This is a genomic window from Bacillus sp. FSL R9-9497 (assembly GCF_038005805.1).
Lineage (GTDB): Bacteria > Bacillota > Bacilli > Bacillales > Bacillaceae_G > Bacillus_A > Bacillus_A cereus.
In genome coordinates, this window is sequence record NZ_JBBOTY010000001.1 from 3,138,760 (window position 1) to 3,163,038 (window position 24,279).

Genomic DNA, 24,279 nt, shown 5'->3' on the forward strand with positions numbered 1-24,279 from the left:
TTATTAAAAACAATGATACAAAGGCCAACCGCATATACGGTTGGCCTTTTTCTTTATATTAACTGTCCATCTCGAAGCGTCAATATACGATCACATACATCAAGCATTCTTTCATCATGTGTAATCATAATTGCTGCTTTTTGGCTCTCTTTCACTTCGCGTTTCATCATTTCAACAACTTCACGTGCGCGTTTTGAGTCTAAGCTTGCCGTTGGCTCATCCGCTAATATTAAATCTGGGTTGTTCATGAACGCACGAGCGATTGCTACCCTTTGTTTTTCCCCGCCAGATAGTTGATTTGGATAATGATTCTTTCTTTCTCCTAATCCAAATGCCGCTAATAAATGATCTGCACGCTTTTCGGATTCTTGTTTACTTTCTTTTTTTAGCTTTGCAATGTAAAGTAACTGTTCTTTCACATTTAAATATGGAACAAGGTTTGCAAACTGGAAAATGAAGCCGATTTTTTTCAAACGAATGTCTGTCATTTCCTTTTCTGATAACTGTGTAATATTTTGCTCACGAATGTAAATATCCCCTTTTGATGGTGATAATAATGCACCCGCGATTGATAATAACGTACTTTTCCCTGATCCAGAAGGACCGACGATTCCGATAAATTCTCCGGCTTTCACATCAAGCGATATCGGATGAAGGGCTGTTACTTCCGTATTCCCTTCTCCGTACACTTTACTTACTTTGTCTAATTTTAATAATGAAGTCATTACATCCCGCCTCCAATTGCTTCTAATGCATCAACTTTTAATACTTGGTATAACGAAATAAGTGTTCCTAAAATACTAATTACGATAAAGATTGCTGCGTATTGTGCAATCATCGGTGTTGTTAATAAGAACGGCATACCCGCTGGTAAAATTTGTTCTAACCCTTGTACAAGAACGATACTAATTACCATCGCAACGACTGATAAGAATAACGCCTGTACGACTAAGCTATTTGCTAAATACGAGTTCTTTGTACCGATTGCTTTTAATACACCTAATTGCTGTGTTTTTTGCAGTGTAATAACGTAGAAGAATACACCGATTAGTAATGCAGCGATAACAAGTAAGAACGCAATGATCATCGTTAATGTTCCTTGTTCTTCTTTAAATCCTGGAATACTTTGTAGCACTTCTTTTTTGTCAATTACGTGTGCATTTTTAATCTCTTTATCTGTGTTAAGTGCAATTGCACTATAATCTTTTTGATTTGGTTGTGAAATAGATCCCCATACGTCTTCATTTACATAAACGACTGGTGTATGGCTAAACATTTGATCTTTCGTAAATCCAACGATTGTAAATTCTTTCTTTGAAACAGGATCGATAATTGTATCTCCAATATCAATTCCTTTTTCTGTAATTGATTCGTCAGCAACCATCTCGTTGTTTGCTGTACCTAATTTCTCACCTTTTACAATGTTCGGTTCTAAAAATGAATCTCGTTCGCTTGAGAAAATAGCGATATCAACCTTTTTCGAACTATCTTTCTTTTCATATGTTGAAACTTTCACACGAAACGGAACTGCCTCTTTGTCACCTACTTGATTTACTACGTTATCTACATCGTCTTTCTTAATTTGTGAACGAAGTAATTTATTTTCCGCATCATCTGCTAAAACGAACTTATTTGCCTCCATATTTTGAATCGATGAAGCATTATCATATGATAATCCATTTGCTAATCCTGAAATAACAAGGACTAAAAATGATAATAACACCATAATCAATCCGATTAATCCGTATCGTAATTTTGATTGTTTTAATTCACGCAGAGCTAAAAACATTTCGCTCGCTCCTTCCTCTTTCTTTCTATGCACTTATCATAAAAAAGAAATATGAACGGAATATGAACAGAAGATTACAGAGGGTAAGATTTAATTTTCAGAAAGTATTGAAAATAATTGAAATCCTTGATACAATTCAGTCAAATAATATTGACCGAGTAATTTCATTTAAGGAGTTGATCATTTTGAAGCCCGTATTAACACTAACTACTTATAGCCAACTAAAAGCATTAAGCGATCCACTACGTGCCGAAATGATGATACGTCTATGCGAACGTCCTTATACTGGACAATTACTATCTGAGAAATTCGGCATTTCAAGGGCGAAAATTCATTATCATTTAAAAGAATTAGAAAAGAATGGTCTTATAGAGATCGTTTATACAGAGGAAAAGAATGGGATTATTCAAAAGTTTTATCAATCTGTCGCGAAAGGCTTCACCCCTGCTACAGATCTATTACCTCATTTAGAGATAGTAAGCGAATCAGGTCGCCAAATCTTTTTACAAATGATAGAAAGAACGAAAAGCCAAATTCTCGCTGCACCAGAAGAAGCTTTTACATTACAAAATGCAAGTGAAGATCCAGCTAAGTGGAATTACGTTTCATCCTGCTGGGAATTTGATGCTACGCCAGAACAATTTCAAGTGTGGGTGAAAAAGTTTTATGAATTAATGGCTGAATTAAACGAAATCACAAAAGGTGCAGATAAAGATCCGAATAGCAAACCTTATTATATTTCTACTACTGCACTTCAAATCGCTGAGAGAACAATGCAGCAATTTATTAAAAAAGAAGAAAAATCGTAATACGATTTTTTTTACCGAGACGGTCAATTTTATTTTACCGAATAAAATTATTATAAAGGAGTAGATAAAGTGGACATATTAAAAAACCGGAATTTCCTCTTATTATTTTTAGGGAGAATTTTTACAAACATAGGAGATAGCTTGTATTATGTAGCAGCAATGTGGCTCGTATACAAATTAAGTGGTAATCCTTTTTATTCTGGATTGGCTGGTTTCCTTACGTTATTACCTTCTGCATTACAATTTCTTACTGGTCCATTCGTCGATAGATGGTCAATAAAAAACACCCTCGTCATCACACAAGTTTTGCAATGCATTCTTATTTTAATCATTCCAATTACACACTACTTCGACCTACTAACAGTCCACCTACTACTCATCATCATGCCCATCGTAGCTTTTATCGAACAATTCGCCTATCCCGCACAATCGAAAGCTTTACCACTTCTACTGCATAAAACACAATTATTAAAAGGAAACTCACTCTTTTCATTTGCATATCAAGGCATTGATTTAATTTGTACGACTCTTTCTGGAATATTAGTAGCACTATTTGGCGCAATTACTTTATATGTAATCGACTCTTTTACATTCGCGATTACTGCCCTTTTGTTCTTTTCACTAAAAATGCCAAAGCAAACAGAAACCAATACATCGCTATCAACTAAACAATATTTCACTGATTTAAAAGAAGGTTTTTCGATCGTCTTTCGTTCATTAATGGGCGTATTCTTAATCGGTTCAGTAGTCGCTAATTTTTCAATCGGTATGACGATGGCAATACTCCCTTCTTTCGCTGATTCTTTAGGCGGTGTAAAATTATATGGTTTCTTTTTAGCCGCTATATCCGCCGGTTGTTTAATTGGAGCACTATTCAGTTCATGGGTTGGTAAACATAATGTTGGCCGTGTCTCCATTATTAGCTTTGCGACTGGCGCTTTCTTTTGGTTTCTCTCTACAGTTGTACCGTTTCAATGGTTATCCATTTTTTTATTCGGCTTAGCTTGGATACCAATTGGTGCGAACAACATATTATTTGCGACTATTGGTCAAATTGTAATTCCAAACCAATATCTTGGGCGTATCAATTCAGTCACACGAAGCATGGGCACAATTGCTATGCCACTCGGCTCTTTAATTGGCGGATACACTGCGAATGTATATAGTAGCCAACTCATTTTCGCGCTTGCTAGCATCGGGATTTTATTCATTTCCCTCGTATGGCTACTTCATCCGAAATTACGGGCTTTTCCAAAAGCTGATGAAATTACAGCGGATACTTTTGAGCTTCGGTTTAAAGAAGAGTGCGGGAAAGGTGCGGCTTTATAACAGAACAAACATAACCCCGTTCTAAATTGGGGACGGGGTTAAAAATATAATTATTTCATTTTGGATGTAAAATACTTCACTAAAAATATAACAATGAAGTCGTTTGAATATCTAAAATTTATTCAACAATAGCACCAACTAAAAGGTTCCGTTAACGCTTTGATGGCCATGCCCCCTGCATTTTCCTTAATTGAATAATTTGGCCTGTATGATAAGCATCATGAAGCATGATGTCCAGTAATTTACCTTCAAGTGAATTTTGTTCAAGCTCTCTTTCAGAAATTGCACTTAATACCTGTCTTAAATTACGCTGAGCATTTTCAGAGCGTTCAACGACTTCCTTCCATTCCGTATCATTATTAGATTGCTTAGTAAGATAAAAGGTGTCATTACCGTCAAGATTATGTGTCCATTCACGTCCTTCCAAGTTTGCAGCAAGTCTTTCTTTGTAATAAGTGAGATGATTAACATTCTCCCAAATGGTATTCGTTGTCTCTCCAGCTGGTTTCCACATAGCCTGTTCAGCTGTAAGTCCTTCTATAGCATGTTTAAACGGTGCATACCAACTCTCTTTGTCGAATGTTGAATCTAGTACGTTTAATAACAAGTCAATTCGTTTCAAAGTAATTTCCTCCCTACACAGTTCAAGTTTTAATACACTCCCTCTAACTCTGTAGAGGTTCTACATTTTTAAATAAACTTCCTCCTAATCCCACTCCATAAACTCATCCGATTATGCAATTAAAATGACTCATATTTTTTCACTTTACACATAGACTAACGAACAAAAAAGAGGCCGTTCCGAAACAGCCTCTTTCATCTATTTAGGAAGCTCAACCCGAACGGTCGTCCCTTCCCCCTTCGTACTATACACCGAAACGTTTCCGTTATGCAGTTCAACAATCTTCTGCACGATTGATAATCCTAAACCGCTACCTTCTACGTTTCTTGCCCTTGCTGTATCTACTTTGTAAAAACGATCAAAAATACGATCCATTTCTTCTTTTTCCATACCAATTCCGTTATCCGATATAGAGATAATGACACTAGACTCTAACTCTTCGACAAAAAACTCAATCGTTCCACCATCGTTTGAAAACTTGATGCTATTCGTGAAAATGTTACTCCATACTTGATGAAGTAAGTTTTCATCACCTTTTATAGTGATATCTGGCACATCAAATTCAACGGCAATATCTTTCTCGCGCCATTTCCACTCAAGCATAAAAATGACGTCTTTAATTTGCTTCTGCAGATTGAATTCTCTTATTTGTAGAACCTTTTCCTCTTTATCTAATGAAGCGAGCGTAAGTAACTGTTTACATAAACTAGACATTCGCTTACTTTCGCCTTCAATAATTTGTAAGTAATGATTTCTTTCTTCCTCACTCATCTTTTCTGTTTGCAACGTTTTTGAAAAACCTTGTATGGAAGAAAGCGGCGACTGGAATTCATGTGAAACGTTCGAAACAAATTCTTGTCTCATTTCATCTAGTTCTTTAATACTCTTCGTCATCTTTTGGAAGCTTGTAGATAACGTTCCTATTTCATCTTTTCGTTTTACATCTAATTCAATTTCATATTCCCCACTCGCAATTTTTTGCGTAGCCTTCGTAAATTTACGAATTGGGCGAACGATGTAACCTGCTGCAATCACTATAAAGATAATGCTTAATAGTACGATAAACCCAAGTAATACCGCTAAGAAAATTCGCATCTCGCCAAATTGGTTCTGAATGTCGGGACGAATAAATAAAGCGTACTGTTTATCACCGTGTTGCACTGGTACACCGACACTATTTATTAATTCATTATCGAAAAAACCGGTAATAAAGAGACGCGTTGGATACGTAGAAACACCATTAAACGTTTCTCCTTGCAATACTTTATGAACAGTAGCATCGCTAATAGACGTCTTACGAAACGCATTACCGATACGCTTCCCATTCTTTTGATCATCGACAATATAAATTTCATACCCTAACTTTGCAATAGAATGCAAATACGTCTCTTGATTTTCTTCACTTTGCTTTTCATATAACGATTTAACTTCTTCCGCATACTTTAAAATCTTTTCACTATTATACGGTTTTAACTTCACTTGATAATATACGTTCGTTAATAAAAAGCCGATAATACTACTAAGTAGCATAATACCGACCGTCATAAATACAAATCTAGAATATAGTGATTTCATTTTATTTCAGCTCCAACTTATATCCGAGTCCGCGTACTGTCGTAATTTGAAAATCATCCGTTCGTTTTGAGAAACGATCTCGGAGCCTTTTCACATGAACATCAACTGTTCGTTCATCCCCTTCAAAATCCATTCCCCATACTAGTTCAATTAACTCTTCTCTTGAAAATGTTCTTCCAGGATAACTAGCAAGTTGTGATAATAGCTCAAATTCCTTTAAAGGAAGCAAAATTGTTTGACCGTTACACTTTACTTCCACACCTTTTCGATCAATTGTCGTTCCGTGCAACGTAATAATATCTGCACTCAGCATTTGATAACGACGTAATAAAGCTTTCATACGGAAAATGACTTCAGCTGGCTCAAATGGTTTTACGATATAATCGTCTGTACCAGAAATGAATCCTTTTTCTTTATCCACTAACTGGTCTTTCGCAGTTAATAAAATAACAGGAATATCATGATACTTCCGAATTTCTTCACATAACGTATAACCATCAACAAACGGCATCATAATGTCTACAATCGCAAGATGAATGTTTTCCTTCTCTAATACGTCTTGCGCTACCTTTCCATCTTCCGCCTCAAAAACTTTAAACCCCTCTTTTTGTAAATGATAATGCAATAACTCTCTAATATGTTTATCGTCATCAGCTAATAAAATATGTATCATCTTCATTAAACCCTCTCTCGTTCATCCTTCTACATCACTACATTAAGAAACAATTGGATTTTTTGCAAGAAAAAGAAAAGGATTCCTTAGAAGATACTCTTGTTATCATTGTGGTCAGCTGCTTTATTACTCTTATAACTTGGTGATGTTGTACTCTGGTGTACGAATAAGTGATCTATTACTTTTTTAGTAAGTGGCATAAAGAAATTCAGTAATAGCCCACCTAAACAAACAGTTAATATAGTCCCAACACCAATTGGTCCATGTAAAATCGTTGCCATTATTAAGAATATAAGGTAAATACATGTTCGTGATATAAAGATATTCGTTCTAGTTAATTCTTGTATGATTAAAGTTAATCGATCAATTGGAATGGGAGCAAAATTTGTTTGTAAATATATTGCAGTTCCTAATCCTGTAATAACTAATCCGATTCCAAAATAAATCATTTTACTGTACCATATTTCAGGTGTAATTAAATTGCGTAATAAAAATAGCCACACATCAATACCAATACCCGTTATGAATGCTGTTAACAACCCTAGTATCTCTGGTCTATGTCTTTTTAAAATTGAGTTACAACATATTAATAATAAAGCTATTATTATTTCCCAGCTTCCCACAGTAAGTCCCACATTTAAAGAAAGTCCTACTAAAAGCGCATCAAAAGGTGACGTTCCAAGATCTGATTGTATTGTGAAAGAAATACCAAGGGTTAATATTAAAATTCCTAATACATAAAAAACATACTTCATTTTAATCAACCTCTTCATCGTTATTTTTGTTGCATTTACAATAAAAATATTTTATATTAAATGTAACTTCAAATTGTTGCATTTGCAATAAAAATAAAAGATAAGGAGTTCATTATGAAAGAAATTCTTCGTGAAATTGGCATGATTGCAAGGGCATTAGATTCTATTAGTAATATAGAATTTAAAGAATATGAGCTTACAAAAGGTCAGTATTTGTACCTTGTGCGAATATGTGAAAACCCAGGAATCATTCAAGAAAAGCTATCTGAGATGATAAAAGTAGATCGTACAACCGCAGCCCGTGCTATCAAAAAGCTTGAACTCAATGGATTTATCGAAAAGAAAGAAGATGAATCTAACAAGAAAATCAAAAAACTTTTCCCAACAGAAAAAGGGAAAAACGTCTATCCTTTTATTAAAAGAGAAAACGATTATTCAAATACTGTTGCATTAGAGGGATTTTCGGAAACAGAAGCGGAAACTATTTCTAACCTTCTTCAAAGAGTAAGAAAAAATATAGAAAAAGATTGGGAATTTGTAAAAAAGGGAAATAAGAGAGATTATTGATTATATAAAGGAGCGAACTATTAATATGACTACACATATAGAAAAGTGCACCCTTAAAGATATACACAAACTTCAAGAAATTAGTTATGAAACATTTAATGAAACTTTTAAACATCAAAATTCACCCGAAAATATGCATCATTATTTGGAAAAGGCATTTAACTTAAAGCAATTAGAAAAAGAATTATCCAATAACTCTTCTCAATTCTTTTTTGTCTACTTCAACGATGAAATTGCTGGGTATCTGAAGATCAATACTGATGATGCTCAGTCTGAAGAAATGGGCGATGAATCACTTGAAGTCGAGAGAATTTATATAAAGAGCTCCTTTCAAAAACATGGTCTTGGTAAACACCTACTAAATAATGCTATTGAAATTGCAATAGCAAATAATAAAAAGAATATTTGGCTAGGCGTATGGGAAAAAAATGAAAATGCTATTGCTTTTTATAAGAACTTAGGTTTTGTACAAGCTGGCTCTCACTCCTTTTATATGGGCGATGACGAACAAGTTGACCTTATCATGATCAAAACACTCATATAACTTTTTTGAGAGGTGGGCTATTATGTATATTCCAAAGTATTTTAAAGTCACAAATGTTGATGAAATTTGGGATTTTGTTCAAAAAAACTCTTTTGGAACAATCGTCACAACAAAAAAAGAGAAACCAATCGCAACTCATTTGCCTTTTGGGTTAACTAAACAAGGTGATGATTATTTTATTACTGGACATATGGCTTATGGGAACCCCCAGTGGAGAACATTTGAAACCTGTGAGGATGTTCTTATAATGTTTCAGGGACCGCACTCTTATATCTCTTCTTCTTGGTATGAAAATGAAGAAGTTCCAACATGGAATTATCAAGCTGTCCATATATATGGTAAAGCAAGTATTTTAGATAAAGAGGAATTAATAGATGAATTAACAACAATGCTGAAAAAATATGAAGAGCATCGTGAAAATCCAGTATTATGGGATAAACTTTCCCCTACTCTCTTAGAAAATGAACTGAAAGGTATAGTTGGATTTAAGGTTAAGGTGGGAGACATCCAGGCTGCATATAAATTAAGTCAAAATCGAAATGAGACGGATTATATTAACATTATTGAGAAATTGTACGATGAAGAAAATCCAGATGCAAAACAAATGGCGAAACTCATGGGGAGTAGATTAAAAAATCACATATAATCCATCGTTATTCAACTCTCACATTTCAAAATTAAAGAACAGACTGGAGCGCTTTATCGGCGGTTTTCTTTAGAACGTAAAAGATTGAACTGAAAGTGACTGGCGTTTAATTAAAAAAGAATCTATTTTGAAAACAGATGATTCAAAATAGATTCTTACGTTTTAGTATTAAGATTATTTTAATCAAAAACAATTTCTAAGCCTTCGAAATATCAACAAATCCTTCTCCGAACACATCACGAACATCGTGTATAGCGATGAACGCAGCTGGATCTGTAGTTTGAACAATCCGCTTTAGCTTCACTACTTCTTGCTTATTAATAACAACATAAAGAATTTCCTTCGGAGTTTTCGTGTAATAGCCATGACCTGAATACACAGTAACCCCTCTACCCATTAAAGTCGTCACCTTCCCAGCAATTTCATCTGGTTTATCAGAAATAATCGTGATGGCCTTTTTCGGATTTAAACCTTCAATTACAAATTCCATTACTTTCGTTCCTACATATAACATAATAATTGTCAGCATCAGTTTTTCTGCACCAATGATGAAATAAGATGAAAACGCAACGATTAAATCGAAGAACAGTAGACCATAGCTAATACTCCAGCCTAAATACTTATGCGTCATTCTTGCTAAAATCGTAGTACCTGCAGTTGTTCCGCCAACACGAATGATTAGACCAATACCACACCCAATAAATATTCCACCGAAAATGGCATTTACGAGCATTTCATCAGAAGCAATCGTCCAGCCTTCTGTTAAATGAAGAAATAGCGAGTTGGTCACTACAGCAATAATCGTATAAATCGTTGTAATCTTATTTAAAAATTTATAACCGACTATTAACAAAATCGCATTTAAAATTAAGTTAACTAAACCTGGTGACCACTCAAATAAATAGTACGTAATAATCGTGATACCTGTTACCCCGCCCTCACCAAACTCGTTCGGAATAACAAATAAATTGACACCTAACGCAAAAAGAAATGCACCGATAATAATAAAAATAATGTCTGTCGTTCTTTTTTTCATACAGTACCTCACTTCTTATGTAAATATTTATTCTGCCATAAACTCTCACTATTATATCGTGGAATATTCAAATCGAACAGTGGTTTGTTTTTATTTTAATATAGGATAAAAAATCAACATTATTTATTATGTACTGCAAATAAAGTTTTGATTTCACCCGTAATTTACTCTTAAAAAGAAATGCTGAACATTGACTTGCACAAATTTCAAATAAAAAAGTACCCATCTAATTGTCATACGCAATGAGAATTAGATGGGTACTGCATGATACATTTAGTTTTTACATGTATTGTTTGGAGAAAATTGCAAATAACGACCTATACTCGCCTTATTAAGACCAAATCCATACATCATCATTATTTTCAGTGTTCGTCTTTGCTTCATGAACTCTTTCGATATGATCAACTGTGTTCCAGTTAATAGAACTTCCGCCCCAGCCTACATACTTCATATCAATTTTTACTTTCTCACCCGTATTAAATACTTGTCCCTTTGTTAAGAAAACATCAATAATATCTTTCTTCCCATTTAGCGATGGATATTCAACTACGACATATTTAGTAGCACCGTCTCCCTCATCTTCCATCGTTCCTACTTTTGCTACTTCTCCAATTACATAATCAGGTGAGCCATCTTCTTTCATATGCATACCTAACTTGTTTGTTGTATTTTCAACTGCAGTTGCAACCATATATTCTGTAAAATTACGCATCATAGATCCAGTAGCTTTTACTTCATCTCCTACTTTAACGTTTGAAAGTGAATCAATATACACACTAACAGGTTCCTCATATTGCTGAGATTTTACAACAATTACACCGTTATCTACTTCTACTACTCGTCCTTCTAACGTCGAGAAGTTCGATTCAATAGAAGCTGCACTCGCTTTTGTTAGTTCTAATCCTGGTACATTTGTTCCTGATAATGCTGCGATCCCTAAAGCACCTGCTAAAATTATTTTTTTCATACCCATTATGAAACATCTCCATTCATGATGATTTTTTTTGATTGGATACGACCAATCTGTAACTATTATAGTTACAGCATATAAAAAATAGCAACCCTCTTTCTCATGCAATGATGCATACTGTACTTTTTAAATATAAAGCAAGAGGGCTTTAATTTAATTCAAAGCTAAAATAACCTTATGACCACGGTATAAAGAAATTAAGATCTACTTTCGGTCCTAAGGTTAATGAATAGCTTTATAAAAACTCAATCAAAATCTATTCAACTAGTTGAAAAATGAACCATGTCGAATTTTATTTTCATAAAATTCAAATTTCAAGGAGGTTTTACAAAATATTACACAGAATTATTCGTATATCGTAATATAATTGTATTTTTTTACGATTCATTTCATTTTATCTACCACGTTTAGACAAAATGAAATAAAACAATAAAAAGGAGAGAGATAGATTGAAAAGAAAAATTAGTACAGCTGTTGTAGGGTTATCAGTGTTTAGCTTTGGTCTTTTTGGTGTAAATATTGGGGATGGGGGCGTTGTAAAAGCAGAGCATGGCGATGTTCCTGCTCCAAAACTAGAGACACATGCTGATCTAAGCTCTAAATTAGATTCACATGGCGACACTTGGGCTCCTTCTTATACAAATACTCATGGGGAAGGAATGGCTCCTAAAAAAGAGAGTCACGCTGACTTCTTTGCTCCTACGTTAGAAGCGCATGGTAATACTGGCGCTCCTGCTTTAAATGTTGGTGATACTCCTGCTCCAAAATTAGATTCCCGTGACGATACTGGCGGCGCTCCTGCTTTAAACATCGGCGACACTGGTGGAGCTCCTAAACAAGAAGGGCATACACATTTCCCTGCTCCGAAAGTTGAATCTCATGGCAATACTGGCGGCGCCCCTGCTAATTCTGAACATAGTACAGGTTGGTAAGTTAACAAAATTAAAATCTATTTAGATTACCATTTTCATATACTTACAAGGAAACCATTCGATGTAACAAATATTATGTATATACATGATTTCTATTGTGATACATTCTAACTAAGAGAAATCTCCAATACATATGTGGTTTTCAAGTCTAAAAAATACACCTATTAATTAGGTGTATTTTTATTTTACCTCTCTATCTACTAATTAAAGAATAATTCCCTAAAAATCAAAAAAAACGAAGAATCTATCTATACTTCGGACACTTAAAGTACCACGAACGTTGCGATTTTTAGGGACAATCCGTATCAAACCTCCCTTTCCTCCCATGCCTAAAGGCGATAGCTTTCTTGTTCAGGAAAAGCTATAACCTCTCCATTCATGATGATTTTATTTTTCGGATTGAATACGACCAACTTATAATCATTACAGTTACAGATTGCAGAAAATATCAACCGTCTTTCTCATACAATGTTGCATACTGTAATTTTCAAATATAAATTGGTTATTCCTATATTCAACACTAAGACTGAATTCTTGAACCCCAGCAGGTAAACGAATTGATGATGAAGAAACTAATGTCATACATCATGTTTTTCAATAATACAGTTTGTATAATCGTAGTCCATTACATTCTGTAGCAGCGGAGTTAACATGTTAATAAAACCAAAGAGGTTACAAGCAGAAGATATCGTGGCGACAGTAAGTCCTTCATGGGGAAGCGCAGGTGATTCTGAGATAAGATAACGATATGACAGAGCTTAAATAAATAAAAACACTCCTATAAGATATGACTGTGAATTAGTACTTTTTAAATGATATGGAGATTACTTATCTAATGATAAAGGGGGATTTACGTGTATGGAGGTAACATTTACAGTAAGTAAGTGGGATGAAAAACCAATCGATGATAATAAAAAAGATTTCCCTATTAATATTGCTCATGTTGAATATGATATCGATGGGGAATTACAAGGAAAAGCTTTTGTTGAATACTTATTATATTATTTGGACTCAAATATAAATGATGGTCACTTGGCTACTGCTAAAATTTCTGGTTTTTTACACTTTGAAGGAATTTATAAGGGGCAACAAGGGACATTTACAGCTATAGAGCAAGGAATATTTGATAAAGGAAATTTAGATTCCCCAGGAACAATTATTAAAGCTACCGGTAACTTAGAAAACCTGAGAGGATCCTATAATTATCAGTTTACAGGTCAAACTAGTAAACTAATTTTAGAGTTTGAATTTCAGCAAAATACCTTATAATTTAGTGGAAAGGACATTTCTTGTAATACTAGGAATGTCCTTTTTGTTGACGAGTTTATCCATCACCTATTTTCTAATAGTTAAGAAAAGAACAGAGTATATTACATAACGTCTTATTATCAGTATTCAACGATACATCAAATTTTCGTTATGAGGGAAATTAAAACTCTAAGCCTGAGAGGCAGCGGGGGCCCACTTATTCATTACTTTTCCTACCAATCAAAGAATAATGCCTGAAAAGCTCCCCTGCATTACTTCTTTTCCAAGTTGATTCATACATATAAACATTTTAATTATCTTTGGACGTTTTTTCATCAGGTTCTAATTGTTCAATGGTTACGTCACAACGAATGGTTACTATTAATTGGTGACTTTCTATTAAATGAAAATCGCCTCTTATAGAGCGCAGTTTTACTTATGTTCATTCTTATGCAAATTCTGAAGCATATTCTTCGTATGTCTTTAATGTATTAAGCAATCGAGCTGATTCAATCATGATTTCGTTCGATGAATCAGTTACACAAATGACAATAAATCGATTATCATCTCTATCTCCAAACAACCCTTCTGATTCAAGTTCCATTAACACATTTAACGTTTCTTTCAACAGTGTATGTACTCGTATGTTAAAGTCATCTTCGACGATATTATGATATTTCTTAATAATTTTGTTCACTTCATCAAACATTCCAAAATCGTCCCATTCGCTCCACTCAACAGCTCCGTATCTATAATAATTGTATAAAGGGTCCGATTTATTAACTTTGATTAGTCTTTCTTTATTTGCCACTGGTCCAATGCTATTGACACAATCGTCTGTTAATATGGAGTACCCGTATATTGTGTCAACACCGCATCTTGTTAAAAGTTCGTTATAATGACAACGAATTGCATTTTTCAATTCAACATAAAAACTTTTTTGCAGCTGCATTTTCATCGTATTTCCTCCATTTTTTGTAGCGACCTGTTGTTACATATTTCAATCTTAACATTAAAATCAACATTAAACGTTTACTGAGCCAAAATAAGAAAAACCGAAACTAAAATCATTTCGGTTTTTCTAACTAAAGAAGTCTATTTATTTTAAAGAATGGACAAACAACCCACTACGCAGTTTCGGTTCAAACCACGTTGATTTCGGTGGCATGACTTCTCCGGCATCTGCGATTGCTAATAAATCTTCCATAGATGTCGGATATAATGCGAATGCTGCTTTGTATTCGCCGCTGTTCACAAGGCGTTCTAGTTCTTCTAATCCGCGGATTCCTCCGACAAAATCGATACGTGAATCAGAACGCGGATCATGTATTTCAAGTACTTGGCTTAATAAATGATCTTGCAGGATAGATACATCTAAACCTCTAACAAGATCATTCGCATCAAATGTTTCTTCTTTCACAGTAAGCTTATACCACTTCTCATTTACATACATACCAAATGTTTTTGGCCCATTTGGTTTATACGGAGAAACAGGTGCTTCTTCTACATAAAAGTACTGCGTAATTTGATTTAAAAACTGTTCCTCTGATAAGCCATTTAAATCTTTCACAACTCGGTTATAGTCCCAAATCAATAATTCATCATGAGGGAATAGAACCGATAAGAAGAAATTAAATTCCTCTTCTCCTGTGTAATTTGGATATTGTTCTCTTCGCATAAGTCCTACTTTTGCAGCTGATGCAGAACGGTGATGCCCATCTGCAATATAAAGATTAGGAATATCTTCAAATGCGTTTACTAAAGTCGTAATTACATCTTCATCTGCAATCTTCCACGCAACATGCTTAACACCGTCTTCTGCTGTAAATGTATAAATTGGCGCATGCTCTTCTTTCCAGCTTCTAATTAAATGCTTTACTTCATCTTTTGTACGGTACGTTAAAAAGATCGGACCTGTATTGGCGTCACACACATCTACGTGGCGAATACGATCTAGCTCTTTTTCATGACGTGTTCTTTCATGTTTTTTAATTGTATCATCTTCATACTCATCAATAGATGTACAAACAACAAGACCTGACTGCGTTCTTCCTTGCATCGTCAGTTCATAAATATATAGCGCTGGCTCTTCATCTTGTATGAACACTTCTTCTCGTATAAATTGCTTTAAATTGTCGCCCGCTTTTTCATACACGCGATCATCATACGGTGACAGTTCAGGATCTAAATCAATTTCTGCTTTATCAACATGCAAGAAAGAATATGGATTCCCTTTTACAACTTCCCTTGCCTCTTCACTATTTAATACGTCATACGGTAAAGCTGCCACTTGTGCCGCTTTTTCCTCTACTGGACGAATGGCCCGAAACGGTCGTATTTTTGCCACATTCCTCTCTCCTTTACACAATCATTCGAACGGCTACAACACCTGTAATTTTGCTTATATTTTCTACAATATTCTCTTTTATTATATCATCAATTCCGTTATCGATATCAATCATTGTGTATGCCCAAGAATGTTTACTACGATTAATCATATCGGCAATATTAATATGATGTTCCGCTAAGCATCCTGTAATTTGCCCTACCATATTCGGGACGTTTTGATGCATAATTGTAATTCGTTTCTTTCCGATATACGGCAATTCTACGTTTGGATAGTTTACTGAATTACGAATATTTCCTGTCTCTAAATATTCACGTAATTGACGTGCTGCCATTACTGCACAATTTTCTTCTGATTCAGACGTAGATGCGCCAAGGTGAGGCGTCGCTGTTACATTTTTCATCTTTATTACATTTTCATTTGGGAAGTCCGTTACGTAATGTGTAATAATATCTTCTTCTAATGCCTTTTGAAGAACCTTTTCATCTACAAGTTCTCCTCTAGAGAAATTAAATAGACGCATCCCTCTTTTCATCTTCTCTACAGCGTGTTCCCCAATAATCCCCTTCGTTTGATTCGTAAGAGGAATATGCAGTGTAATATAATCACACGTTGCAAAAATTTCATCAAGGCTAAATGCTCTTTGCACATGTGTAGAAAGACGCCAAGCTGTTTCAACTGAAATGTAAGGGTCATATCCGATAACATCCATCCCTAACGCTAACGCATCGTTCGCAACTAAAGCACCGATTGCACCAAGTCCGATAACACCTAGACGTTTCCCTGCAATTTCCGATCCAACAAATTGTTTTTTTCCTGATTCAACAAGCTGTGGTACTTCTTCACCCTCTAAGTTTTTCGTCCAACTTACACCATTAATAATGTTACGTGAAGACATAATAAGACTGGCAATAATGAGTTCCTTTACAGCGTTTGCATTTGCCCCCGGCGTGTTAAATACTACAATTCCTTTTTCTGTACATCGCTCGACAGGAATATTATTTACACCAGCGCCAGCTCTTGCAATCGCCTTTAAGTCTTTTGAAAACTCTTCTTGATGTAAAGAGTAGCTACGAAGCAAAATTCCATCTGGATGATTGATTCTATCTCCTACTTCATAACGTTCTTCAGTAAAAACTTGCAAACCTTTTTCTGCAATTTGATTTAACGTTTGAACACGAAACATATCCCCATCTCCCTATCTATTCTCAAGCTCAAATTCCTTCATATAATTTACTAATTGCTGTACGCCTTGTACTGGCATCGCATTGTAAATACTAGCGCGCATACCACCGACTGATCGATGCCCTTTTAACGTAACAAGTCCTCGTTCTTTCGCTTTTTGTAAAAACTCATTGTTCAGCTCTTCTGACGGTGTTGTAAACGGAATGTTCATAAGTGATCGATACGTAGGATCAACTGGTGAAGTAAACAATTTTGATTCATCTAAGAAATTATAAAGAAGTGAAGATTTCATTCTATTTTGTTCTTCAATCGCAGATACTCCGCCTTGCTCTTTCAACCACTCTAGTACAAGTTTCGTTACGTAAATACTAAAGGACGGCGGTGTATTATATAAGGAGTTATTTTTACTGTAAGTTTCATAATTTAACATTGTCGGACAAGAGCCATCTGCTCCCCCAATTAAATCTCTTTTTATAATAGCAATCGTTAAGCCCGCAGGTCCTAAATTCTTTTGCGCCCCCGCATATATAAGACCAAACTTCGAAACATCATATCGCTCTGATAAAATATTTGAGGACATATCCGCAACGAGCGGCACTTTTTCTACATGTGGAATGTCCACATATTTTGTCCCCTCAATTGTATTATTCGTTGTAATATGTACATAATCTAGTTTTTCATCACTTAATAAACCGTCCAGTTTAGGAATCGTAGTAAACTTCTCTTGCTCGGAAGAAGCAATCACTTGTACTTCCCCAACTTTTTCGGCTTCTTGCAATGCCTTTTTAGACCATGAGCCAGTTAGTACGTATCCAGCTTTTTTATACGTATTCATTAAGTTCAACGGTATCATAGAGAATTGTAATGACGCACCGCCTTGTAAAAATAAAACTTCATACTCATCAGGGATGCTCATTAATTCACGAAGTAAGTTACTCGCTTCCTCTATAATACTTTGAAAATAAGAAGATCGATGACTCATTTCCATAATAGACATGCCTGTCCCGTTATAATTTAATAGCTCCTTTTGCACTTTCTCTAAAACTGGCAAAGGGAGTATTGATGGTCCTGCTGAAAAATTATAGACTCTCTCCATTACCCTCATAACCTCCCTATTTCTCATCGGATTATTTTTTAAACTTTCTGAATTATAACCTAAAATATAATATGTGGTCAATTTGTTTTCTATTATTAGGGCGCAAGACGCGATGGAATCGCTTGCAAGTGCAGACTTTTTTATGGACATATAAAAAAGTGTTAAGTACATAATCGTACTTAACACTCTAATAATGAAAGAATAATAGCTAATCGTTCGTAAAGAACCGATCAAAAATTTGATAAATAGCAGAGAGACCAATGAGCCAATAAATAGTGTCCACAAGCGCCGGCATAGAACCAAACCATTTCTCAACTACATTGTAATCTAACGCTACAAATAACCAATTCAAACCGCCAAGAATCACCAAAATTACTGTAAGGTAAGACAAAAATTTCATTATGATTGCCCCCTAGGTGATAAGATGGTGAAAGGCCTTTCACTAGAAATATATGTAGTAAACTTTAAAACTTACCTATTTTATAAAATTTATTTTCTGTACCACCCGTTAATAACTGCCTCTGCTTCTTTACTATGTATTTGATACGCATGTGTACTATCATTAGAGCCAATAAACCAAATTGAAAAACCTTTAAAATATGGTTTCGGTTCTAATACATCGCGGTAAGCACGCCATCCATTTAATTGCACATCCTTCGAAAACACATTTGAAACATCTGGATTCCATGGATTTTGTAATCCAAGTTCACGTGCTGGAACGTTAAATCCACCGAAGTAAACTGGCTTTCCTGTTGCATTATGTAATTGTTCCAATTGCTGAACAACATTTTGCCCACGATTATATACTGTTGTCGCAAATAAACTTTGCTTCACTTCTTCATATGTTGGATTTCTTTTTCCTGAAACTTCAAACCAACTGTCTATGCTAACAATATCCACCTTTTTTAAATACGGGCGATTGATTTTCTCTTCAAACTTCGCTTCATAAGAAGGGTCCCAGCTTGCTGTTAACCACCAGTTCATTTGATACAAAACATTTCCTTTATACTGATTACGAACAAAATCAATTGTATCGCTCCAGTATCCTTCTGCATACTCCATATTCACGAAATTAGAAGCAATCTTTAGTCCATACACATTGTATTTACTTGTAATGGAATTAAAAATATCTTGCAGAATAACCGTCTTCCAATTCCAGAAGAAATCATTAATGTTACTTGGGTTCCATTCTGTCTCTCCAACATTCCCCTGCTGAATATACGGGAACGGTTCCACTATAACTTGAATATTACGCTTTAATAATTCTTGAATTAAAATAATAGCTTGTTGCTTTTGCGCTTGATTAATTACCATGTTAGTAGAAGTCACATTTGGGATATCTACTTGAATCGGTACATTTACTGTATTTAAATTTAAGCGCTCCACATCCGCTAATACTTTCGCTACATTTCCAACTTCCCATACTGTTACGTTTCCTGATTTGATTTTTCCAGATTGAACAGTATTTACATCTGCCTGTACATTTCCTTGAAAACAAAAAGAAAACAACATAAGAAACACTCCTAAAAAACTTATTAAACTCTTATTTTTCTTCACAACTTTCCCCCTATAATTTTTGGCTTTCTTGATTATTTTATACAACGTTTCATATATATTCCACAAAAAATCCGATAAATTTTTATTGATAAAAATGCTATTCATCCTTTATTCACATCTTACTCATACTAAGCTCCTAAAAATAGTAAGATAAATAAAAAAGGAACGGATTTCCGCTCCTTTTTTATCTTTTTACAATTATCAATCCATTTCCCTTTTAGGCTCTACCAACATGATATGGGATTCCTTTTCAGTGAAAGGTTTATGCTCAACGCCTCTCGGGACAATAAACATCTCGCCTTTAGAAATTTTCACCTGTCCATCACGAAAATCGATGAACATCTCCCCTTCAAGCACAATAAATAGCTTATCTGTATTAGGATGCTCATGCCATATAAAATCTCCATTAGCTTTAAAAAGCTGAATTTGATCGTCATTCATTTCACCAATCACTTGTGGATACCAATAATCGTTAATTTTAGATAACTCGTCATTTAGTTTAATAGGTTGGTAATGGATAATAATCCCTCCTCACTTTCAAATTCCACTATATTACAGTAATATAAGTAAAAAAGTCGTTATTACGCTTAAAAAGAAAATGCTCCGGCCAGAACTTTTCATTCAGATAGTACAAAGGAGTGATTTCAATGAAAGTACTTTCAATCCAATGTTTCCTTTAACTCTCCATAAGTATAGAACAGTGATTTTCAAATAAGAATGGACCCCTGTTGACATTAGTATGGATTATTGATGAACTTCTCGCGATATTTAGTAGGCGAAATGCCAACTCGCTTCTTGAAAACTCTACTAAAATAAAAAGGGTCTGCGATTCCAACAGCCTGCGCAATTTGTTGTACAGGCACATCACTTGTACATAACATTTTTTGAGCCATCTTTATACGATAGTTCAATAAATATTCTGCTGCCCCCATACCTGCATGCTTTCTAAACACGTAAGAAAGACGATTTCGATTAACATTATTTTGTTCTGTAAGTGTATGAATTGTAATATCTTTATAATAGTATTTACGAACGTAACTAGATATTCGTTCGAATAAAGTATGCGACTCATAATTGCTTTCTCTATTGAAAACACTTAATAAAGCTTCATTCAACGCTTCGCGAAACAGCATTTCGGTCTGAAACATCGAAATGCCTCCACGCTGATTATATACATCCCAAAGACGCATAAGTAATTCGACAAGACGAGGAGATTGTCCTGTTAATAATTCAAAATGCTGATGAGTAAATCCAGAGTCTTCTCGTTCTGAATTGCTTATCCGATATAAAACAAGAATATATTCCCAGTTTATTTCACCAAGCATTTTATGGGCTAATGTCATTTTTGCACCCCCATGTATAACTTTTCCTGGGGAAAGAGTATACGGCGTACCATTAAATTGAAATTGCGTCTTCCCTGTAATTGGAAATACAAATCCTGGGAAAGAATCTGTAGACTCAGCAAAAGGCACACCTGGATTTTTAGCATAACGATATACTCCTTCTACTCGGAAAGGAGTATTGGCAAGATACTCTGCTAACTCATTCACGTCTAACTTCACAATACACGCCTCATTTCAATAATAGTTTTCTTGTAATTCGCGAGATTAATTGGTGTACATTCTGGGAAACGCTAAACTAAAAATAGTACATACAACTTAACAAAATCTGATTATTAACCTATAAATATATTGTTTTTCATTTATTGACCAAAGTATCCTCCCTATATTATTGATAATGATTTTCATTGTAGTTTGATAAAAAAACATTTGTCAAGTTGGCTGGCCTAGAAAAATGATGAAACAAGGGGGATAGAGGAACAGTTCTGTTGCAAATAATACCTAGTCTTTGTTAACTAATTCCCCTCAAAACTGGAATGATCATGTTAATAGTTGTAATGACTTTATTAGTTACAGCACTTACAGCATGTGGAAATAATCGTAATCCTGAAGAAGTTGCTACAGCGTATTTCGAAGATGGAAACAGCCTACTATCAAATTAAATGATAGTAGGCTGGCTGTTAAAATTATTTAAGAACTGGGTTATGTTCTAAATGATAAGCTTTCATTATCAAAAAGAGTATTACTAGTTCCCTCCACAAACAAAAACACCCTATCACTTCGGTTCTAAATTTAGCACCTTCCCCTCTATCCCCTCCGTATTCAATGTAGTCGTATGATACGTGCCATTTACCCAATCATCTATTTGATCATGATACCAATCGCTTCTAAAATGGCCCGACTGTCCTGGCCCTACGATATGATAACCGTTTGACATATCTTTCGTATCAATAATGAATCTCCAAGACGCCCCGTGATTTACAATGCCGTTTTCGCCGTAACTCGCTGCTTGCACGGTAACTTGGCTCCCACCAATCGGAACTGGTTTCTCACGATTAAAAGCGAGTAATGCTAACATACTCGATGATTTCGAAATTGGATGTGTAAAAGCGAGTTGATGGTAATCGCCCCACTTCCACTCTCCAATATCGGGTCCATATTCCTTCTGCAATTTCTTCATTACATTCTCGTACGATGTATGCACAACTTTTGTGAAACCTCCGTACTTCGTAAACCAAACGCTATTTTCTCCCGCTACTTCTTTTCGAATCAATTCATCAACAACTTGTGACTTCCCTTCAAATAACTCCATTACATCTTTCGGTATTTCTTTTGAAAATAACGTATTTGAAATCTCTTTCATTAACAAATGGAATATTAATGGTGCCGCTTCATCTTTACTATCGTAAAAATTCCACTTTGTTAATTGGTCTACGCCTTCTTTCTCTACCTCATTTAAAGATGCTTTATTTAACTCTTTTAAAAATATAGGAGTAAACTCTTTCCCATATAAATTCTTTTGATCCATCTGTAACTCTTCTAAATCTTTCACCGTATACTTTTCCTTCTCTTGCAAAAATTCTTGAATACGCATTTGCCTATATGGCTGCGCCCACGTATTGCTAATATGATACGGATAATCATCATCAACAATTTTATTATTCGCAGTTGAAATAAAACCTTCTTTCGGATTTATAACTTTCGGCAGCTGATCAAATGGAATATATCCTTCCCATTCATATTCATCTGTCCATCCTGGAACAGGCAAGCTACCATCGCCTTTTTTACGCACTGGTATATTTCCATTCGCTTTATAAGCAATCGTGCCATCGTTTGATGCAAACACAAAGTTTTGCGTTGGTGTATGGAAATCTTGAAGAGCGGTTTCAAACTCCGTCCAGTCTTTTGCTTTGTTCATATTTAATACAGCTTTTAGCTCAGCTGACGGTTCTAAAGCAGTCCACTTTAAAGAGAAGACGGTTTTCGTTTTCTCCTTCCCCTTATCCGCAAACTCTGAAATTACTGGCCCATGCCTCGTAATCGTAACGTTATAAGGAATTGTCTTCCCGCCTTTTACTTTAATCGATTCATCAACTACCGTAGCTTTCTCCCATTTATCGTTATACAGAAATTCATTTTCATTATTAGGATTTCTCTTCTCAATATATAAATCTTGCACATCAGGCCCCGTATTCGTAACGCCCCACGCTATTTTGTCATTGTGGCCTAATATAACACCTGGTACTCCAGCGAAAATAACGCCACTCACATTTAAATCTTTCGTTTCAAGTCTCGTTTGATACCATATAGAAGGTGTCGCAAGGGATAAATGAGGGTCATCTGCTAAAATCGGCTTACCTGACGCACTCTTCTCACCGCTCACAACCCAGTTATTACTACCGTTAAACTCCGGGGGAATTATCGTTTTTGAAAAACTTTGCGCTACGTCCACATTTGTATTTTTCAGTTCAGCTAGCAATCTAGGAGCATCTTTCGGATATTTAGGAAATAGCTCATTTGCTTGCTCTTTCGGAAGATTTTTCAGCGCCCAATATCGAAATGCCTGTCCGTGCCAATGTCCTCCTAAGTCAAACGCCATATACTTCCCAATCGTTAAAGTATCAACAATTGACCACTCAGCAGGTTCATAACCTAATATAGTAAACTCAACTGGTAATTTCTTTTCCTTTTTCGCCTCACGTATAAAAGCGTTCACCCCATCAGCAAATGACTGCAGGGCATCTTTCGCTTCTCCATTATATTGACTAACTGAAGCTTCGGCCGCTCGCCGTAAACCGAGTGTTCGAAACAATTTATCTCGGTCAACAGCTGCTTCCCCAACAACTTCACTTAACATACCAGAAGCTTGTCTTCTACTTAAATCCATTTGAAACAACCGATCTTGCGCTTGTACATATCCTTGTGAAAAATATAAATCATGTGCATTTTCCGATTTAATATGCGGGACACCTTTACTATCCCGCTTCACCGTAACAGCGTGTTGTAAATCCTCTAGCTTTATCGTTCCATCTATCTTTGGCATAGATTTCAGCGTATATATGTTCAAAAAAATCGCAGCGGAAATAACTAACAAAAGAACGATACTACTAGCCCAAATAAAAATTCTTTTTCCCCTTTTTCGTTTCTTCTTTATAACGACTTCCATATAACCACCCCTTTCTCACACTATTCGCTTCTTTTTGAGAAAGAACCTTTTAAAGACATTGAAAAACCCCCTTCATTTTCCTACCAATGAAGG

The 24,279-nt window shown here is 35.2% G+C and carries 24 protein-coding genes; 7 read left to right on the plus strand and 17 right to left on the minus strand.

What is annotated here, in order from left to right:
* Positions 1–53 precede the first annotated feature (53 nt).
* Both MKY21_RS16085 and MKY21_RS16090 read right to left on the minus strand, forming a co-directional pair.
* Positions 54–725: an ABC transporter ATP-binding protein gene (locus MKY21_RS16085; protein WP_000202597.1), complete on the minus strand. Its 672-nt coding sequence runs from the start codon at positions 723–725 to the stop codon at positions 54–56.
* Complete coding sequence (locus tag MKY21_RS16090) at positions 725–1,789, minus strand: ABC transporter permease (protein WP_000477745.1); 1,065 nt, start codon at positions 1,787–1,789, stop codon at positions 725–727. The genes MKY21_RS16085 and MKY21_RS16090 overlap by 1 nt, the downstream gene beginning before the upstream one ends.
* Before the next feature lie 185 nt (positions 1,790–1,974).
* Here MKY21_RS16090 and MKY21_RS16095 point away from each other — a divergent pair, with 185 nt between their 5' ends.
* Together MKY21_RS16095 and MKY21_RS16100 are read left to right on the plus strand one after the other, a co-directional pair.
* Entirely contained in the window at positions 1,975–2,598 is a 624-nt protein-coding gene (locus MKY21_RS16095) for an ArsR/SmtB family transcription factor (RefSeq protein ID WP_000805789.1), read from the plus strand.
* 69 nt (positions 2,599–2,667) lie between these two features.
* Positions 2,668–3,927 carry an MFS transporter gene (locus MKY21_RS16100; protein WP_000353363.1) on the plus strand — a complete coding sequence of 420 codons (1,260 nt, stop codon included), beginning with the start codon at positions 2,668–2,670 and terminating at the stop codon, positions 3,925–3,927.
* Positions 3,928–4,078: 151 nt separating this feature from the next.
* Here the strand turns inward: MKY21_RS16100 and MKY21_RS16105 are convergent, their stop codons facing one another.
* The 4 genes from MKY21_RS16105 to MKY21_RS16120 form a co-directional block, all read right to left on the minus strand.
* Entirely contained in the window at positions 4,079–4,549 is a 471-nt protein-coding gene (locus tag MKY21_RS16105) for a DinB family protein (protein ID WP_000821001.1), read from the minus strand.
* A 198-nt stretch (positions 4,550–4,747) separates the two neighbouring features.
* Positions 4,748–6,124, minus strand: coding sequence for a sensor histidine kinase (locus MKY21_RS16110; RefSeq protein WP_044307396.1), 1,377 nt, complete (start codon positions 6,122–6,124; stop codon positions 4,748–4,750).
* A gap of 1 nt (position 6,125) precedes the next feature.
* Complete coding sequence (locus MKY21_RS16115) at positions 6,126–6,803, minus strand: response regulator transcription factor (protein ID WP_000781961.1); 678 nt, start codon at positions 6,801–6,803, stop codon at positions 6,126–6,128.
* 80 nt (positions 6,804–6,883) lie between these two features.
* Complete coding sequence (locus MKY21_RS16120) at positions 6,884–7,552, minus strand: YczE/YyaS/YitT family protein (protein WP_000878277.1); 669 nt, start codon at positions 7,550–7,552, stop codon at positions 6,884–6,886.
* 114 nt (positions 7,553–7,666) lie between these two features.
* On the opposite strand from MKY21_RS16120, the gene MKY21_RS16125 reads away from it, so the two are divergent.
* From MKY21_RS16125 to paiB, 3 genes are read left to right on the plus strand one after another with little or no spacing between them, the layout of a single operon-like run.
* A complete protein-coding gene (locus tag MKY21_RS16125; RefSeq protein ID WP_000658990.1) occupies positions 7,667–8,119 on the plus strand; it encodes a MarR family winged helix-turn-helix transcriptional regulator in 453 nt (150 codons plus the stop codon).
* 25 nt (positions 8,120–8,144) lie between these two features.
* Positions 8,145–8,663, plus strand: a complete 519-nt coding sequence (locus MKY21_RS16130) for a GNAT family N-acetyltransferase (RefSeq protein ID WP_000207064.1) — start codon at positions 8,145–8,147, stop codon at positions 8,661–8,663.
* Between the two features lie 22 nt (positions 8,664–8,685).
* The gene (gene paiB, locus MKY21_RS16135; protein WP_000275824.1) at positions 8,686–9,309 is read left to right on the plus strand and encodes a protease synthase/sporulation negative transcriptional regulator PaiB; all 624 of its coding nucleotides are present in this window, start codon (positions 8,686–8,688) and stop codon (positions 9,307–9,309) included.
* A 196-nt stretch (positions 9,310–9,505) separates the two neighbouring features.
* On the opposite strand, the gene MKY21_RS16140 is transcribed toward paiB, so the two are convergent.
* Both MKY21_RS16140 and MKY21_RS16145 read right to left on the minus strand, forming a co-directional pair.
* Positions 9,506–10,345 (minus strand): YitT family protein, encoded by an 840-nt coding sequence (locus MKY21_RS16140; protein WP_000747497.1) that lies wholly within the window; start codon positions 10,343–10,345, stop codon positions 9,506–9,508.
* Positions 10,346–10,676: 331 nt separating this feature from the next.
* Positions 10,677–11,318: a F0F1 ATP synthase subunit alpha gene (locus tag MKY21_RS16145; RefSeq protein ID WP_000525489.1), complete on the minus strand. Its 642-nt coding sequence runs from the start codon at positions 11,316–11,318 to the stop codon at positions 10,677–10,679.
* A 446-nt stretch (positions 11,319–11,764) separates the two neighbouring features.
* Here MKY21_RS16145 and MKY21_RS16150 point away from each other — a divergent pair, with 446 nt between their 5' ends.
* Entirely contained in the window at positions 11,765–12,247 is a 483-nt protein-coding gene (locus MKY21_RS16150; RefSeq protein WP_000823365.1) for a hypothetical protein, read from the plus strand.
* An 858-nt stretch (positions 12,248–13,105) separates the two neighbouring features.
* The gene (locus tag MKY21_RS16155; protein WP_000454094.1) at positions 13,106–13,516 is read left to right on the plus strand and encodes a DUF3224 domain-containing protein; all 411 of its coding nucleotides are present in this window, start codon (positions 13,106–13,108) and stop codon (positions 13,514–13,516) included.
* 427 nt (positions 13,517–13,943) lie between these two features.
* Here MKY21_RS16155 and MKY21_RS16160 read toward each other — a convergent pair whose 3' ends face one another.
* From MKY21_RS16160 to MKY21_RS16200, 9 genes are all read right to left on the minus strand, one after another.
* Positions 13,944–14,453 (minus strand): DUF4303 domain-containing protein, encoded by a 510-nt coding sequence (locus MKY21_RS16160; protein ID WP_000783832.1) that lies wholly within the window; start codon positions 14,451–14,453, stop codon positions 13,944–13,946.
* Between the two features lie 141 nt (positions 14,454–14,594).
* Positions 14,595–15,842, minus strand: coding sequence for a DUF1015 domain-containing protein (locus MKY21_RS16165; protein ID WP_341076843.1), 1,248 nt, complete (start codon positions 15,840–15,842; stop codon positions 14,595–14,597).
* Positions 15,843–15,855: 13 nt separating this feature from the next.
* The gene (locus MKY21_RS16170) at positions 15,856–17,028 is read right to left on the minus strand and encodes a 3-phosphoglycerate dehydrogenase family protein (RefSeq protein ID WP_000490228.1); all 1,173 of its coding nucleotides are present in this window, start codon (positions 17,026–17,028) and stop codon (positions 15,856–15,858) included.
* A 12-nt stretch (positions 17,029–17,040) separates the two neighbouring features.
* Entirely contained in the window at positions 17,041–18,123 is a 1,083-nt protein-coding gene (gene serC, locus MKY21_RS16175) for a 3-phosphoserine/phosphohydroxythreonine transaminase (RefSeq protein ID WP_341076845.1), read from the minus strand.
* Positions 18,124–18,331: 208 nt separating this feature from the next.
* Complete coding sequence (locus MKY21_RS16180; RefSeq protein ID WP_000670804.1) at positions 18,332–18,523, minus strand: DUF378 domain-containing protein; 192 nt, start codon at positions 18,521–18,523, stop codon at positions 18,332–18,334.
* A gap of 89 nt (positions 18,524–18,612) precedes the next feature.
* Positions 18,613–19,680: a glycoside hydrolase family 113 gene (locus MKY21_RS16185; RefSeq protein ID WP_048657067.1), complete on the minus strand. Its 1,068-nt coding sequence runs from the start codon at positions 19,678–19,680 to the stop codon at positions 18,613–18,615.
* Between the two features lie 201 nt (positions 19,681–19,881).
* Positions 19,882–20,121, minus strand: a complete 240-nt coding sequence (locus MKY21_RS16190; protein WP_000997182.1) for a cupin domain-containing protein — start codon at positions 20,119–20,121, stop codon at positions 19,882–19,884.
* A gap of 293 nt (positions 20,122–20,414) precedes the next feature.
* Positions 20,415–21,242: a helix-turn-helix transcriptional regulator gene (locus MKY21_RS16195; protein ID WP_000762815.1), complete on the minus strand. Its 828-nt coding sequence runs from the start codon at positions 21,240–21,242 to the stop codon at positions 20,415–20,417.
* A gap of 553 nt (positions 21,243–21,795) precedes the next feature.
* Entirely contained in the window at positions 21,796–24,186 is a 2,391-nt protein-coding gene (locus MKY21_RS16200; protein WP_341076853.1) for a penicillin acylase family protein, read from the minus strand.
* Positions 24,187–24,279: the final 93 nt, after the last annotated feature.

Excerpts from the sequence above, each read along its gene's own strand:
- MKY21_RS16090 (WP_000477745.1), bottom strand. The coding sequence starts at position 1,789 with ATGTTTTTAGCTCTGCGTGAATTAAAACAATCAAAATTACGATACGGA.
- MKY21_RS16115 (WP_000781961.1), bottom strand. The coding sequence starts at position 6,803 with ATGAAGATGATACATATTTTATTAGCTGATGACGATAAACATATTAGA.
- MKY21_RS16085 (WP_000202597.1), bottom strand. The coding sequence starts at position 725 with ATGACTTCATTATTAAAATTAGACAAAGTAAGTAAAGTGTACGGAGAA.
- MKY21_RS16170 (WP_000490228.1), bottom strand. The coding sequence starts at position 17,028 with ATGTTTCGTGTTCAAACGTTAAATCAAATTGCAGAAAAAGGTTTGCAA.
- MKY21_RS16155 (WP_000454094.1), top strand. The coding sequence starts at position 13,106 with ATGGAGGTAACATTTACAGTAAGTAAGTGGGATGAAAAACCAATCGAT.
- MKY21_RS16190 (WP_000997182.1), bottom strand. The coding sequence starts at position 20,121 with ATGAATGACGATCAAATTCAGCTTTTTAAAGCTAATGGAGATTTTATA.
- MKY21_RS16125 (WP_000658990.1), top strand. The coding sequence starts at position 7,667 with ATGAAAGAAATTCTTCGTGAAATTGGCATGATTGCAAGGGCATTAGAT.
- MKY21_RS16180 (WP_000670804.1), bottom strand. The coding sequence starts at position 18,523 with ATGAAATTTTTGTCTTACCTTACAGTAATTTTGGTGATTCTTGGCGGT.
- MKY21_RS16200 (WP_341076853.1), bottom strand. The coding sequence starts at position 24,186 with ATGGAAGTCGTTATAAAGAAGAAACGAAAAAGGGGAAAAAGAATTTTT.
- MKY21_RS16110 (WP_044307396.1), bottom strand. The coding sequence starts at position 6,124 with ATGAAATCACTATATTCTAGATTTGTATTTATGACGGTCGGTATTATG.
- MKY21_RS16120 (WP_000878277.1), bottom strand. The coding sequence starts at position 7,552 with ATGAAGTATGTTTTTTATGTATTAGGAATTTTAATATTAACCCTTGGT.
- MKY21_RS16145 (WP_000525489.1), bottom strand. The coding sequence starts at position 11,318 with ATGGGTATGAAAAAAATAATTTTAGCAGGTGCTTTAGGGATCGCAGCA.
- paiB (WP_000275824.1), top strand. The coding sequence starts at position 8,686 with ATGTATATTCCAAAGTATTTTAAAGTCACAAATGTTGATGAAATTTGG.
- serC (WP_341076845.1), bottom strand. The coding sequence starts at position 18,123 with ATGGAGAGAGTCTATAATTTTTCAGCAGGACCATCAATACTCCCTTTG.
- MKY21_RS16160 (WP_000783832.1), bottom strand. The coding sequence starts at position 14,453 with ATGAAAATGCAGCTGCAAAAAAGTTTTTATGTTGAATTGAAAAATGCA.
- MKY21_RS16130 (WP_000207064.1), top strand. The coding sequence starts at position 8,145 with ATGACTACACATATAGAAAAGTGCACCCTTAAAGATATACACAAACTT.
- MKY21_RS16140 (WP_000747497.1), bottom strand. The coding sequence starts at position 10,345 with ATGAAAAAAAGAACGACAGACATTATTTTTATTATTATCGGTGCATTT.